The organism is Paucibacter sp. TC2R-5 (assembly GCF_025717605.1).
Classification (GTDB): Bacteria; Pseudomonadota; Gammaproteobacteria; order Burkholderiales; family Burkholderiaceae_C; genus Paucibacter_A; species Paucibacter_A albus.
Genome location: NZ_JAJIRQ010000008.1, coordinates 295740 through 310284 on the forward strand (window position 1 = coordinate 295740; position 14545 = coordinate 310284).

11 protein-coding genes are annotated in these 14545 nt (G+C 61.2%); all 11 read left to right on the forward strand.

Annotated features, from left to right (window positions below):
• The first annotated feature begins 28 nt into the window (after positions 1-28).
• The 11 genes from LNV08_RS18995 (at position 29) to LNV08_RS19045 (ending at position 14388) form a co-directional block, all read left to right on the forward strand.
• Positions 29-1339 carry an NAD(P)/FAD-dependent oxidoreductase gene (locus LNV08_RS18995; RefSeq protein WP_263535312.1) on the forward strand — a complete coding sequence of 437 codons (1311 nt, stop codon included), beginning with the start codon at positions 29-31 and terminating at the stop codon, positions 1337-1339.
• Positions 1336-2145: a gamma-glutamyl-gamma-aminobutyrate hydrolase family protein gene (locus LNV08_RS19000; RefSeq protein ID WP_263535313.1), complete on the forward strand. Its 810-nt coding sequence runs from the start codon at positions 1336-1338 to the stop codon at positions 2143-2145. Before LNV08_RS18995 ends, LNV08_RS19000 begins: the two co-directional genes overlap by 4 nt.
• 73 nt (positions 2146-2218) lie before the next feature.
• Complete coding sequence (locus LNV08_RS19005) at positions 2219-3586, forward strand: glutamine synthetase family protein (RefSeq protein WP_263535314.1); 1368 nt, start codon at positions 2219-2221, stop codon at positions 3584-3586.
• Positions 3587-3616: 30 nt separating this feature from the next.
• Positions 3617-5011, forward strand: a complete 1395-nt coding sequence (locus LNV08_RS19010) for an aspartate aminotransferase family protein (RefSeq protein ID WP_263535315.1) — start codon at positions 3617-3619, stop codon at positions 5009-5011.
• Between the two features lie 200 nt (positions 5012-5211).
• Entirely contained in the window at positions 5212-6273 is a 1062-nt protein-coding gene (locus LNV08_RS19015; protein ID WP_409993988.1) for a polyamine ABC transporter substrate-binding protein, read from the forward strand.
• 2 nt (positions 6274-6275) lie between these two features.
• Positions 6276-7394 carry an ABC transporter ATP-binding protein gene (locus tag LNV08_RS19020; RefSeq protein WP_263535317.1) on the forward strand — a complete coding sequence of 373 codons (1119 nt, stop codon included), beginning with the start codon at positions 6276-6278 and terminating at the stop codon, positions 7392-7394.
• Between the two features lie 11 nt (positions 7395-7405).
• A complete protein-coding gene (locus LNV08_RS19025) occupies positions 7406-8356 on the forward strand; it encodes an ABC transporter permease subunit (protein ID WP_263535318.1) in 951 nt (316 codons plus the stop codon).
• Complete coding sequence (locus LNV08_RS19030) at positions 8353-9249, forward strand: ABC transporter permease subunit (RefSeq protein ID WP_263535319.1); 897 nt, start codon at positions 8353-8355, stop codon at positions 9247-9249. Before LNV08_RS19025 ends, LNV08_RS19030 begins: the two co-directional genes overlap by 4 nt.
• A 66-nt stretch (positions 9250-9315) precedes the next feature.
• Entirely contained in the window at positions 9316-10707 is a 1392-nt protein-coding gene (locus LNV08_RS19035; RefSeq protein WP_263535320.1) for a DUF3138 family protein, read from the forward strand.
• 20 nt (positions 10708-10727) lie between these two features.
• A complete protein-coding gene (locus LNV08_RS19040) occupies positions 10728-12218 on the forward strand; it encodes an aldehyde dehydrogenase (protein ID WP_263535321.1) in 1491 nt (496 codons plus the stop codon).
• 61 nt (positions 12219-12279) lie between these two features.
• Complete coding sequence (locus LNV08_RS19045; RefSeq protein WP_263535322.1) at positions 12280-14388, forward strand: putative bifunctional diguanylate cyclase/phosphodiesterase; 2109 nt, start codon at positions 12280-12282, stop codon at positions 14386-14388.
• Positions 14389-14545: the final 157 nt, after the last annotated feature.

A 14545-nucleotide genomic window follows, 5' to 3' on the forward strand; every position in this document is an offset into this window, starting at 1 on the left:
CACTGCCCTATCCACTTCAAACATCCGCATGAGTCTGCTCAGCATAGACCGCAATCTCGCACGCAACAGCTACTACGCGGCCACCGCGCCTCGGCTCGAAACCTATCCCTCGCTCAAAGATGCCTTAACGGCAGACGTCGCCATCGTCGGCGGCGGCTTGGCCGGCTTGTCGGCAGCGATCGAGCTGGCGAGCAGCGGCTTGAGCGTGGTGTTGCTGGAAGCAGGCCAAGTAGGCGGCGGCGCTTCGGGGCGCAATGGCGGGCAAGCGCTGGCCGGTTTGGCTTGCGACCAAGCCACGATCGAAGCTCAGCTGGGGCTGGATGAAGCTAAGCGCATCTGGGCCATGAGTCTTGAGGCTGTTCAGATGATTCGCCAACGCAGCGAGCAGTTCGGTATCGATTGCGAATGGCAAAGCGGCTACCTGAGCTTGGCCACCAACGCCCGCAAGGCGGGTGAGTTGAAAGCCGGCGTCGACGCCATGGCGCAGAACTACGGCTTTGCCCAACGCTGGATTGACGCCAAAGAGTTGCCGGACTGGATAGCCAGCCCGCGCTTTGCCGCGGGCTGTTTCGATGCCGAGTCCGGCCATCTGCATCCGCTCAAGTATTGCCTGGGCCTGTGCCAAGCGGCGCGGGATTTGGGCGTGCGGATCTACGAGCACAGTGCGGTGACCGCGCTTGAGCATGGCCCGCAAGTTCGCCTGAGCACCGCCAACGGCGTGGTACGCGCAGCGCAAGTGTTGCTGGCGGGCAATGTCTATCTGCAAGAAATCGCGCCAGATCTGGCACCCACATTGAGCCAGCGCATCATGCCGGTCGGTACCTATATTGCCTGCACCGAGCCTTTGGATGCAGAGCGCCTGAAGGCCTTGATCCCCTCGCGTGCGGCGGTGTGCGACACCAATTTCGCGCTCGACTACTTCCGCCCGACTGCCGATCAGCGCTTGCTCTACGGCGGCCGGGTCAGCTACAGCACCGCTTCGCCGCGTGACCTACGGCGCAGCATGCAGCAGCGCATCTTGGCAACCTTCCCCCAGCTGCAAGGTTTGGGGTTGGACTACGTCTGGGGCGGCTTTGTTGATATTTCCATGAACCGCGCGCCCGATTTTGGTCGCCTGGGCCCCAACGCTAATGTCTATTATCTGCAGGGCTTCTCGGGCCATGGCCTGGCCTTGACGGGCTTGGCCGGCCGAGTCGTGGCCGAGGCCATGCGAGGCGATGCGGGCCGCTTTGACTGTTTCTCGAAACTGCGCCACCGCAGCTTTCCGGGTGGCAAACTAATGCGCATGCCGGCACTGGTCTTGGGCATGGCTTATTACCGTCTGAAGGATATGTTTTGAAACCATCCGACGCAAAAACCAAGGCAAAACCCATCGTGTTGGTGCCGGCATGCAACTTGCCGCTGAATGGCCACCCGTTTCACATTGCCGGCAAAAAATACCTCGACGCCGTGCGCCTGGCCGGATGCTTGCCGCTGGTCGTGCCCTCCTCGGCGCTGGATGATCTGGACCAGCTGCTCAACTTGGCCGACGGCATCTTCTTGACCGGCTCGCCGTCAAACGTGCATCCGGACCATTTCGGCGAGGCGGTACACAACCCCGCCCTGCCGCTGGACCCCGAGCGCGACGCGCTGACGCTGCCGCTGATACGCCGTGCGGTCGCCGCCGGCCTGCCCCTGTTTGCGGTCTGTCGAGGCTTTCAAGAAACCAATGTCGCTTTAGGCGGCAGCTTGCATCAGGCGGTGCAGGAGCAAGCCGGCCTTCACGACCATCGCGCGCCCGAAGGCCAGCCCAATGAAGTCGCTTATGCCGACACGCATCCGGTGCAAGTGCTGCCCGGCGGGCAACTCGAGGCGCTGCTCGGCCACGCGCACATTCAAGTCAACTCACTCCACGGTCAAGGTGTGAAGACCTTGGCGACGGGCCTGCGCATAGAAGCGGTGGCACCGGATGGTCTGGTGGAAGCCTTCAGCGTGGTGGCAGACAGCAGCCAATTTGCGCTCTGCGTGCAATGGCACCCGGAATGGCAGGCGGCCCAGAACCCGCACTCGATGGCATTGCTGCAAGCATTCGGCCAAGCCTGCCGAGACTATCGGGACCAGATCCATCCGCTGCGCCATGACTCCTTGCGCGACCCGGAGACCTAGCGCCCAGTTTCAACGCCTTTTTCATCATCATTCCCCGCACTCTGCGGAACCCAAGAAAAGTCGGAGAAACACCATGGTCGATAGAAGCAATTTCACTTTCAGCGAACTGGAAAACTGGTTCCGCCAGCAGCGCGTCACCGAGATCGAATGCCTGGTACCTGACTTGACCGGCGTGGCGCGCGGCAAGATCTTGCCGCGCCAAAAGTTCACCGAAGACCGCGGCATGCGCCTGCCCGAGGCGGTGGTGGCGATGGGCGTGACGGGAGAGTTCCCCGAGGAAGGCCCCTACTACGACGTCATCAGCCCGAATGACCGCGATATGCATTTGCGCGCCGACCCGACCACCGCGCGACTCGTACCCTGGGCCATCGACCCGACCGCGCAAATCATTCATGACTGCTATGACAGGCATGGCGTGCTGGTGCCGTTTGCGCCGCGCTCGGTGCTACGCCGCGTCTGCGGCTTGTTCGAGGCCGAGGGCTGGGACCCGGTCGTGGCGCCCGAGTTGGAGTTCTATCTGGTCGCGCGCAACACCGACCCGAACCAGCCGCTCAAGCCGCCGGTGGGCCGCTCGGGCCGCGCCGAGACCTCGCGCCAGGCCTATTCGATCGACGCCGTCAACGAGTTCGATCCGCTGTTCGAGGATGTCTATGACTACTGCGAAAAAATGGAGCTCAATGTCGACACCTTGATCCATGAGGTCGGCGCCGGCCAGATGGAGATCAACTTCTTCCACGCCCATCCGCTGGGCTTGGCCGACGAGGTGTTCTTCTTCAAACGCACGGTGCGCGAAGCAGCGCTGCGCCACGATATGTTTGCCACCTTCATGGCCAAGCCGATTGCCGGCGAGCCCGGCAGCGCCATGCATGTGCACCAAAGCGTGATCAACAAGGCCACAGGACGCAACCTCTTCAGCAATGAGGACGGCAGCCCCAGCAAAGAGTTCTTCTGGTACATCGGCGGCTTGCAGAAATACATCCCGGCCGCGATGGCCTTGTTTGCGCCCTATGTGAACAGCTACCGCCGGCTGGCCCGCTTTACCGCCGCGCCTATCAATATCCAATGGGGCACCGACAACCGCACCGTCGGCATCCGCTCGCCGCTGGCCGACCCTGCTGCACGCCGGGTCGAGAACCGCGTCATCGGCGCCGACGCCAACCCCTATGTCGCCCTGGCCGCCACCCTGGCCTGCGGCTACCTGGGCATCAAAAACAAAATCGAGCCTGCGCCCGAGTGCAAGGGCGACGCCTATCTGGGCGACTTCCAGCTGCCGCGCAGCTTGCACGAGGCGCTCAATCTTCTACGTGCAGAAAAAGAGTTAGCCGCGATTCTGGGCGAGTCTTTTGTGACCGTGTACTCCGAGGTCAAAGAGATCGAGTACGCGGAATACATGAAAGTGATCTCGCCCTGGGAGCGTGAGCATTTGCTGCTGCACGTCTAAGTCAACGCCAAGCCCAGCACAGGAAGCATCATGAGCAAGTCAAACCGCAGCACCCAAGAATGGCAGGCCGCAGACGCGCGCCATTTCCTCCACCCCTTCACCGACTTCAAAGGCCTGGCAGCAAAAGGCTCGCGCATCATCAGCAAGGCCGACAACATCTACCTCTGGGACAGCGAGGGCCACAAAATTCTCGACGGCATGAGCGGCCTGTGGTGCGTCAATGTCGGCTATGGCCAGCAAAGCCTGATCGAGGCGGCGGCCAAGCAGATGGCCGAGCTGCCCTTCTACAACGCTTTTTTCCAGACCGCCACCATGCCGGCGATCGAGCTGGCCGAGGTGCTGGCCGAGATCAGCCCCCCCAGCTTCGAGCATGTGTTCTTCACAGGCTCGGGCTCCGAAGGTAACGACACGATTGTGCGGATGGTGCGTCGCTTCTGGGATCTGAAAGGAAGCCCCGAGCGCCAGATCATCATCGGCCGCATCAACGGCTATCACGGTTCCACCATGGCCGGCGCCTCGCTGGGCGGCATGAGCGGCATGCACGCACAAGGCGGCCTGCCCATCCCGAACATTTCCCATATCGAACAGCCGCATTGGTTCGAACATGGCCAAGACATGAGCCGCGAGGACTTTGGACTCAAGGCGGCTGGCTGGCTGGAAGAGAAGATTCTGGCCCTAGGCGCCGACAAGGTAGCGGCCTTCATCGGCGAGCCCGTGCAAGGGGCCGGCGGCGTGATCGTGCCGCCCTCGACCTACTGGCCCGAGATCCAGCGCATCTGCGACAAATACGGCATTCTCTTGGTCAGCGACGAGGTGATTTGCGGCTTCGGGCGCACCGGCAACTGGTTTGGCTGCGAGACCATGGGTTTCAAACCCGACCTGATGACCTTTGCCAAGGGTGTCAGCTCCGGCTACATCCCGCTCGGCGGCGTGCTGGTCGGCGCGCGCGTGGCCAAGGTCTTGATCGACGAGGGCGGCGAGTTCAACCATGGCTTCACCTATTCCGGCCACCCCACCGCCTGCGCGGTGGCGCTGGCTAACTTGAAGCTCTTGCGGGAGCAGCATGTGGTGGAGCATGTGCGCGACGATATCGGCCCCTACCTGGCACAGCGCTTTGCCGAGCTGAACGAGCACCCGCTGGTCGGCGAAACCCAGAGCTGCGGCATGATGGCCGCGCTTCAGTTGGTCAAGGGCAAGACGCCGGACAAGCCGACAGGCACGGCTTTTGCTAGTGAGTTGGAAGTGGGCATGATCTGCCGCAAGTACTGTTTCGCTAACGGCCTGATCATGCGGGCCGTGGGCGACCGCATGATCGTGGCACCGCCGCTGGTGATGACACGCACGCAGATCGACGAAATGATGGGCTTGATCAGGCGTTGCCTGGACCAGACCTGGGAAGAGTTGAGTCAATCAGGCTTGCTCTGAACCAGGCGAGACCTTGGAGCGCGGCGATGGTGTCGCGCCCGCCACATCTGCGGGTTTAGTCGGATGGGCAGCGACCCGCCTGTGCCTAGACTGTCAAGCGATAGAGATTCACTTTTCATTTGCAATTGCTGAGGATGATTTCCATGAAACTGAGCACGCTTCGCACCGTCACTTCTGTTGGGGCTGCGGCCCTGGCCCTGATGTTTGGGCAAGCCGCGCGGGCCCAGGAGGAAGAAAAAGTCCTCAACGTCTATAACTGGTCCGACTACATCGCCGAAGACACGATCAAGAACTTCGAGAAAGAAACCGGCATCAAGGTGCGTTATGACAATTTCGACAATAACGAAATCGTCCACGCCAAGCTGGTTGCCGGCAAGACCGGTTACGACATCGTCGTGCCGTCCAGCTATTGGGCCAAGTTGCAAGCCGATGGCGGCTTGCTGCGCAAGATCGACAAATCGCAGATCCCCAACTACAAGAATCTAGACCCCGATGTGCAGGCCCAGTTGGCCAAGCTGGACCCGGGCAATGAGTTCTTCGTCAACTGGCTGTGGGGATACACCACCATCGGCATCAATGTCGACAAGGTCAAGGCCGCTTTGGGCAGCACGCCCATGCCCGAGAACGCCTGGGACCTCCTATTCAAACCCGAGTACGTCTCCAAGCTCAAGAGCTGCGGCGTCAGCATGTTGGACTCGGCCACCGAGGTCGTGCCCGCAGCCCTGCACTACCTGGGCAAGCCGCCTTACACCAAGTCGGTGGCGGACTTTGCGCAGGTGCCCGCCCTGTTGAAATCCATCCGCCCCTATGTGACCCTGTTCAGCAGCTCGGGCTATATCAATGACCTCGCCAATGGCTCGATCTGCCTGGCGCTGGGCTTCTCCGGCGATATCAATATCGCCCGCCAGCGCGCCATTGACGGCAAAACCGGCCAAAACATCCAGGCGCTGATCCCCAAGACCGGCGGCATCATCTTCATGGACGTGATGGTGATCCCGGCGGACGCACCGCGCCCCGGCAATGCGCATAAATTCATCAACTACATCTTGCGCCCCGAGGTCCATGCGTCCTTGAGCAACAAGGTGTTCTACGCCAACCCGAACAAGGAATCGAAAAAGTTCGTCAAGCCCGAGGTGGCCAACAACCCCAGCGTCTTCTTGAGCGAGGCCGATCTGAAAAAGATGGCTGCACCGGACGCGATCAACAACGACATCCGCCGCCAGATGACGCGCATCTACACATCCTTCAAAACAGGGCTGTAAAGATGGCCAACGCAGCGCAAGCAGCCTCCACGGCAACGAGCAGCTATCTGCAAATCGACAACGTGGTGAAGGACTTCGGCGGCGGCGCGGTCGCCGTGGACAGGGTTTCGATCGACATTGCCAAAGGCGAGATCTTTGCGCTGCTGGGTTCTTCAGGCTGCGGCAAGACGACGCTCTTACGCATGCTGGCGGGCTTTGAGACGCCCACCAGCGGTCGCATCATCTTGAACGGCCAGGACCTGGCCGGCCTGCCGCCCTATGCGCGGCCGATCAATATGATGTTCCAGAGCTATGCGCTGTTCCCGCATCTGACCGTGTGGGACAACATTGCCTTCGGCCTGAGACGCGACGGCCTGCCCAAAGAGGAAACCGCCGCCCGCGTCGAGGCCATGCTCAAGCTGGTGCAGTTAGGCAAGTTCGCCAAGCGCAAGCCTCATCAACTCTCAGGTGGTCAACAGCAACGTGTTGCCTTGGCGCGCAGCTTGGCCAAAAAGCCGCAACTGCTGCTGCTGGACGAACCTCTGGGCGCCTTGGACAAGAAATTGCGCGAACAAACGCAGATCGAGCTGGTCAATATCATCGAAAGCGTCGGCGTGACCTGCGTGATGGTGACGCATGACCAAGAAGAAGCGATGACCATGGCCACCCGTATCGCGGTGATGAGCGAGGGCCGCATCATGCAGATCGGCGCGCCGGCCGATATCTATGAGACGCCCTCCACCCGCTTCGTCGCTGACTTCATCGGCAACGTCAATATGATGGAAGGCACGCTGGCCGTCGACGAGCCAGACCATGTCGTCATCGAATGCGCTGATTGCAAACATTATGTCGGCCACGGCATCACCGGCACGGCTGGCATGGCGGTCGGCGTGGCGCTGCGGCCCGAGAAAATTCGCCTGAGCAGCGAAAAGCCCGAGGGTGAGTTCAATCAGGTGCTCGCCAAGGTGCGTGAGCTGTCCTATTTTGGTGCTTTCACCGTCTACCACTTGCAGCTGCCCAGCGGGCAGATGATCAAAGTCAGTGAAAGTAACCTGGCACGTCACCGGGCCGACCCGCTGACTTGGGATCAGCAGGTCTGGGCTTCTTGGTCCCCCACGGCACAAGTCGTGCTGGTGCACTGAGGCCCTTGATCGTGCGGACCCCAAAGTTTCTTCAAAGCTGGTTTCAGGCTTGGATAAATGGCCGCAGCGCGGTCATCGCCCTGCCCTATGCCTGGCTGCTGGCCTTCTTTGCCCTGCCATTTCTGATCGTCTTGAAGATCAGCGTCTCCGAGATGGAGACAGTGCATTTCAAGGATCTGCTCAGCTATGCGGACGGTGTCTGGCGTTTGGCCATCAAGACCAGCAATTACGTCTTCATCACCCAGGACGATCTCTACGTCAAGGCCTATATGGCCAGCCTCAAGTACGCCGCCATCACGACGGTGGGCTGTCTGTTCATCGGCTACCCCTTTGCCTATTTCATGGCGCGGGCCAAGACCTCGCTGCAACCGGCTTTGCTGATGCTGGTGATGCTGCCGTTTTGGACCAGCTTCTTGTTGCGTGTCTATGCCTGGAAGGGCTTGTTGGGCGAGCATGGCTGGGTGTCCGAGGCCATCATTGGTCTGGGGCTCGACCAACTGCTGCTGGCCGCCGGCATGATTCCGGCTGCGGGCAAGCTGATGAACTCGCCCTTTTCCTTGGTCATCGGCATGGTCTACACCTACCTGCCCTTCATGATCTTGCCGCTGTACGCCAACTTGGCCAAGATGGATCTGCGTTTGCTCGAAGCCGCCAGCGACCTCGGCGCCACCCCCTGGCAAGCGTTTTGGCGCATCACGGTGCCGCTGTCCAAGGCCGGCATCATCGCCGGCGCGATGCTGGTTTTCATCCCCTGTGTCGGTGAGTTCGTCATCCCAGAACTGCTCGGCGGCCCGCAAACACTGATGATTGGCCGCGTGCTGTGGGATGAGTTCTTCAGCAATAACGACTGGCCGATGGCCTCGGCCGTCGCCGTCGTGATGGTGCTCTTGATCATCGTGCCTTTGGCGCTGTTCAATAAGTATCAAGCTGAGAGTCAATCCGGCACAGGAGGCAAATCATGAGCGCCCAAGCCGCTAACGCGCGAGTAACACGCGCGCTGCTCGGCCCCAAGGCGACGATCTGGTTTGGCCGCATCTGGTTGCTGCTGGGCTTTGCCTTCCTCTTTCTGCCCATCGTGGCGCTGATCGTCTACTCCTTCAACGACTCCAAGCTGCCCTCGGTCTGGGGTGGTTTCACGCTGAAGTGGTACCGGGATTTGAGCAGCGACACCGAGATGCTGACGGGTCTCAGGCTCTCGATGGAGATTGCCTTTGCGACCGCCTGCGCCTCGGTGCTCTTGGGTACTTTTGCGGCCTTCGCCTTGGTCAAGTACAAGCGCTTCAAGGGCCGCACGCTTTTCGCTGGCATGGTCAATGCGCCCCTGGTGATGCCCGAGGTGATCGTTGGCTTGTCGCTGCTGCTGATGCTGGTGACGCTGCAGCGCGCGATGGAGGCCAGCCTGGGTTGGAGCCTGCCCAAAGGTGTGCTGACGATCTGGTTCGGCCATCTGCTGCTGGGCATGGCCTATGCCACGGTGGTGATTCAAGCGCGCTTGTCCGAGTTGAACCCGCAACTGGAAGAAGCCGCGATGGACCTAGGCGCCAAGCCCTTGCAGGTGTTTTTGCTGGTCACGCTGCCGATGATCACGCAGTCGATGTTTTCGGCTTGGCTTTTGACCTTCACTTTGTCGCTGGACGACGTGGTGCTGTCGGCCTTCTTGAGCGGCCCGGGCTCGACGACCCTGCCCTTGGTGATCTTCAACCGCGCCCGCCTAGGTGTGAGCCCCAGCATCAATGCGGTGGCGACCGTCATCATCGTGGTGGTGGCAATAGGCGTGGTGCTGGCGAGTTACTTGATTGCACGGGCAGAGCGCCGCCGCAGCGCAGAGATGGCTGCGGCACAACGTGGCAACTGAGTGCGGCCAATGATGCGGCCAATGAATACCACTGACGAATTTGATAGATGTAAACCGGAGAACCTGATGAAATTCCCAATATTCGCAGCATTGACTCTGGCAATTGCAAGCGCCTATCCCAGCGCAGCTTTGGCGCAAACCAATGAAGAACTGCTGAAGGAGTTGCGCGCCTTACGCGACCGCGTCAATCAGTTGGAAGAAAAACTCAAGGCCAATGAAGCCAAGCCGGCCGCCGCGGCCGCAGCGCCGGCCACCGCGCAATGGGGCATGACTCCGCAGCAGGCGCAGGACTTCAACCGCATCGCCGTCAAAACCGAGGCGCTGGAAGACAGCATGGAAGCCTTTGGCCTGAAGAACCTGAAGATCAGCGGCTATATGGACCCGAGTTATATCTATAACCGCAATCAGAACCGCGCAGGTTTCCAGTTCCTGAACAATGTGGCCAATGGCGGCTACCACTATGACAACTCCTATATCGGCACGGTCGCACTTGACCTGCTCAAGGAGACCGAAGGCGGCACGCGCTGGCACCTGACCCTGTCACCCAACCGCGGCACCGATGCGGTGATTGGCAACGGCAGCGTGATCCAAGAAGCCAGCGTGTCGATACCCTTGGGCGACTTGCAGACGCGCCTGATTGCCGGCCATATGCCGGATTGGTCGGGCTATGAGATGTTGCAACCGACGCTGAACAAGCTCGTCACCCATAACTTGTTATTCGACTTCACCCTGCCCACCGCCTACACCGGCGCCGGCCTTGAGGTGACCAGCGGCAAATGGATCACCAAGGCAGTTTTGGCCAATTTGAATGCCTCGATGCTGCCGGCGGGCGAGAAGTCACCGGTGATTGCCTACCGGGTCGACTATGCCAAGGGCGAGTTTGACGGCTTTGGTTTTGCCGGCGTGCATGGCAAGGCCGCCAACGGCATAGGCGGCACAGGCAGCACCATGCTGAATCTGTTCGAAGTCGATGGCTACTACATTCGCGGCGACTGGACGATGCAGGGGCAGGTCAGCTACGGTGGCCAAAAGCAGGCCTCGATCAGCCCTAACCCGGACACCGGCGCCTTGCGCAACTCCGAATGGTGGGGTCTGTCGGGCCTGGTGGCCTACAAATTCAACCCAAGGTTCGAGACCGTCGGGCGGCTTGACTACCTGAAGAACAGCAAGAACGGTGGCGGCCTCTTGGGCTTCGGCGCCGACGCACGCAACGGCATTGGCCCGACCATGACCGGCCGCGACGGCGACACCGGCGATCTGCTGCTGACCGACACCGAGCGCGGTGCCAATCGAATGGCGCTGGCACTGGGCATCAACTACCTCTACGACCTCAACACCACGTTCAAGCTGGAGTATCGCTACGACCGCGCCGACCGCTCGGTGTTCGAGTTGGTCAAGGACGGCAGCTTCTCCAAGAGCAACAACCTGCTTGGCGCGTCGGTGGTGGTGAAGTTCTAAATAGAGCAAAAGGCAAATTCATGAGCAAACCCTCCATCAACTGGCATGAACGCGCCGCCCTATTGAAAATCGATGGACGCCCCTTCATTGGCGGGCGCCGAGTCGAGTGCCTGAGCGGTGAGCAGTTCGACTGCATCTCGCCCATCAATGGCAAGAGCTTGGGGGCGGTAGCCAGGGGTCAAGGGGCCGATATCGACGCGGCGGTGGCCGCCGCCCGCGCCGCCTTTGATGACGGCCGCTGGTCCAGGCGCCCACCCGCAGCGCGCAAGCGCGTGTTGCTCAAGTTTGCCGATCTGATCCTGGCCGCCAAAGAGGAATTGGCCCTGCTGGAAACGCTGGATATGGGCAAGCCCATCCAGTATTCGCTCAGCGTCGATGTACCGGCAGCAGCTCGCTGCATCGCCTGGTACGCGGAAGCGGTCGACAAGATTTACGACGAGATTGCGCCCACTGGCCCGACAGCACTGGCCTTGATACAGCGCGAACCCATGGGCGTGATCGGCGCCATCGTGCCCTGGAACTATCCGATGATCATGTCGGCCTGGAAGTTGGGGCCCGCGCTGGCCGCCGGCAACTCGGTGGTGCTTAAACCTAGCGAGAAATCCCCACTGACCGCGCTGCGCTTGGCCGAGCTGGCCATGGAGGCCGGCTTGCCGCCTGGGGTTTTCAATGTGGTGCCCGGCTTCGGCCATGAGGCTGGTGAGGCTTTGGCCCTGCACATGGACGTGGACGCGATTGGCTTCACCGGCTCGACCCGGGTCGGGCGCAAGATGCTGGAATACGCCGGCCGCTCGAATCTGAAGCGGGTCTATAACGAACTCGGCGGCAAATCGGCTTTTTTGGTCTTCCCGGACTTTGACGATCTTCAGCGCGCCGCGCAGACCGTGGCCGGCAGCATGTTCTTCAACCAAGGCGAGTCCTGCAACGCGCCCTCGCGCGTGCTGGTGCACGAAGACATCGCCGATGAGTTTGCCGCCTTGGTGGCGGCGCAAGTGCCTCAGTATCAAGCGGGCGATCCGCTCGACGCCGGCACCGTGATGGGCGCCTTGGTGGACGAGGGGCAACTGCGCACGGTGTTGGGCTATATCGAATCGGGCCTACAAGAAGGCGCGCGCGTCTTGGCCGGCGCCAAGCAGTCGCGCGAGGCCAGCGGTGGCTACTTTGTCGAACCGACTGTATTCGAGGCACAGCCGCAGATGAAGATTGCGCGGGAGGAGATCTTCGGCCCGGTGATGAGCTTGCTGCGCTTCAAAGACGAAGCACAGGCGGTGGCCATGGCCAACGACAGCCCATACGGCCTGCAAGCCAGCGTCTGGAGCAGTCATATCGACCGGGCCCATCGGGTCGCAAGGGCGCTGCGCGCCGGCACCGTGCACGTCAACCAATACGACGAAGACGATATGACCGTGCCCTTCGGCGGCTACAAGCAAAGTGGTAACGGGCGCGACAAATCGCTGCATGCCTTCGACAAATACACCGAGTTGAAAACAACTTGGCTGCGCATCAATTGAGCAGCTTGGCAAGCGGCGCCAAGCCTCTAAGATAGGTGGTCCTGGCTACGACCATCTTGCCATGCTGTCTTTGCTTCCCCGCCTGCGAATCGGACCACGCCTGAGTTTGGTGTTTTCGTTTCTGCTGGTCTTGCTCTTGCTGGTGGCGGGCATGGCGATCACACGCTTTGGCCACTTCTCCCAGGCTTTGACCAAGTTGGTGGCCGAACAGGCGCAGACGGCGGAGTTGATCACCGACATCAGCGCTGGCTCGGAAGATGCCGCGCGCAAACTGCTGGTCTTGATCAGCGCCAAGCGCGATCAACGCGTGCTGGCCTACACCGCCATCGACGCCGCCAATCAGCGTTTGAACAAGGCATTGAGTCAACTCGAGCTGCGCCTCCCCGCTGGCCCCCGCCACGAGGCATTCATGCTGATGCGCGGCCGCTTGGAAGAGTACCGGGCCCATTACGGCTTCACCGCCGACCTGCTCGAAGCCGAACTGTTCGAAGAAGCCCGGCGCATGTTGGGCAACGAAACCGAAGCCAGCCTGAGCCGACTGGCCGAAGCCATCCGCGATCTCTCCAGCGCCGAACAGGTAGCCTCTTTTGCCGAAGCGACCCGGTTGCGGGAACAAATTGCGAGCGATCGCGACGCCGTGTTGCTGGCTTGTTTGTTGGCCTTGGTACTGGGTCTGGGCCTGGCAGCCTTGGTCACGCGCAGCATCACCGGCCCATTGTCCAAGACCGAGGCCGGTGCCGGCTTGATCGCGGCGGGCAATTACGAGCACCGCATCGATCGGCAAGGCAGCGATGAAGTCAGCCGTGTCAGCGGCGCCGTCAACACGTTGGCGCAAGCGGTGGGAGACCGCGAACGCCAACTGCAGCATCAGGCCAATATCGATTTGCTGACCGGCTTGGCGCAGCGCGCGCATTTCATCAAGCTGGGCGACGAACAGCTGGAGCCGCTGCTCGCAAACGGGGGCGCTGCGCTGCTGCTGTGCCTGGACGTGGACCGGCTCAAGACCATCAACAACATCCTCGGCTTCGAGGCCGGCGACGCAGTGCTGGTCGGCGCTGCGGATAAGCTGCGCGATCTGTTCGCCGGCGGCGCTTGTCTGGGTCGTTTGGGCGGAGGCACTTTTGTCGTCTTGCTGCCCTTGCCGCCTGCGCAAGGCACAAGCCATGCGCTGCAGGCGCAGGCCCAGGCCGACAAGGTCTTGCAAGCCGTTCAGCATATTGTGTGTTGGCAGGGCCAGACCCTGGATCTGTCCATCTCGCTGGGCATGACGCTCTTCCCCGAGCATGGCCAAGGCTGCGAAGCCCTTGTGCGGCTGGCCGAGCAGGCGATGTTCGAGAGCAAGCGCCTGCGCTCGCATGCCAGCCTGTATGTGCCGACGCTGGAGGCGGCACGCAAGCAACAGCTGAGCTTGCTGTCCGACCTGCAAGAAGCGGTGGCGCACAACCACTTGCGGCAGTTTTTGCAGCCCAAGGTTTCGGCGCGGGACGGCAGCCTGCAAGGCGTTGAAGCGCTGGTGCGCTGGCAGCACCCGGTGCGGGGCTGGTTGCCCCCAAGTGACTTTGTGCCCTTCGCCGAGCAAACGGGGCGCATTCGGCAGATCACCCAGTGGATGCTGGAGCGCGCGGTGCGCACGTTGTCTGCCTGGCATGCGCAGGGTTTGAGCCTGAGCATCGCCGTGAATGTTTCGACCCTGGATTTGCAAGACCCCAGTCTGGTCGGACGGGTCGCGACCCTGTTGAGCCAGGCCAATTTGCCGCCCCATTTGCTGCATCTGGAGCTGACCGAATCGGGTCTGATGGCCGCCGGGCCGGAGCCCATCCAAATGCTGCATGCGCTTCATGAACTGGGCGTTAAGTTGTCGATCGACGATTTCGGCACCGGCCAGTCTTCGCTGGCTTATTTGCAAATGCTGCCGGTACATGAGCTCAAAATTGACCGCAGCTTTGTCGACGGCGTCAATTTCGACGCGCGCCGCCAGGAACTGCTCGGCTCCATCGTCAAGCTCGGGCACAGCTTGCGCCTGACCGTGACGGCCGAGGGCGTCGAAACCGAGGCCGAGATGGCGGTGCTGCGCAATGCGGGCTGCGATTTGGTGCAAGGCTATTTGCTCGCTAAGCCGATGGACACCCCGGTCTTCGAGCAGTGGCGCGAAGGCTACCGACCCGCTTGAGCGGGTCTTGGTACATGGGCCTTTGTAAATGGGCCTTTGTAAGCGGGCCTTGATAAGCAGACTTGACGGCCAGCGATAGAAGGGCAAAGCGCCGCGCAGCCTTTGTAGCACCGGCTTTTTGCAGTCTGTCGCAAAAGCACTGCATGCAAGGCCAGGG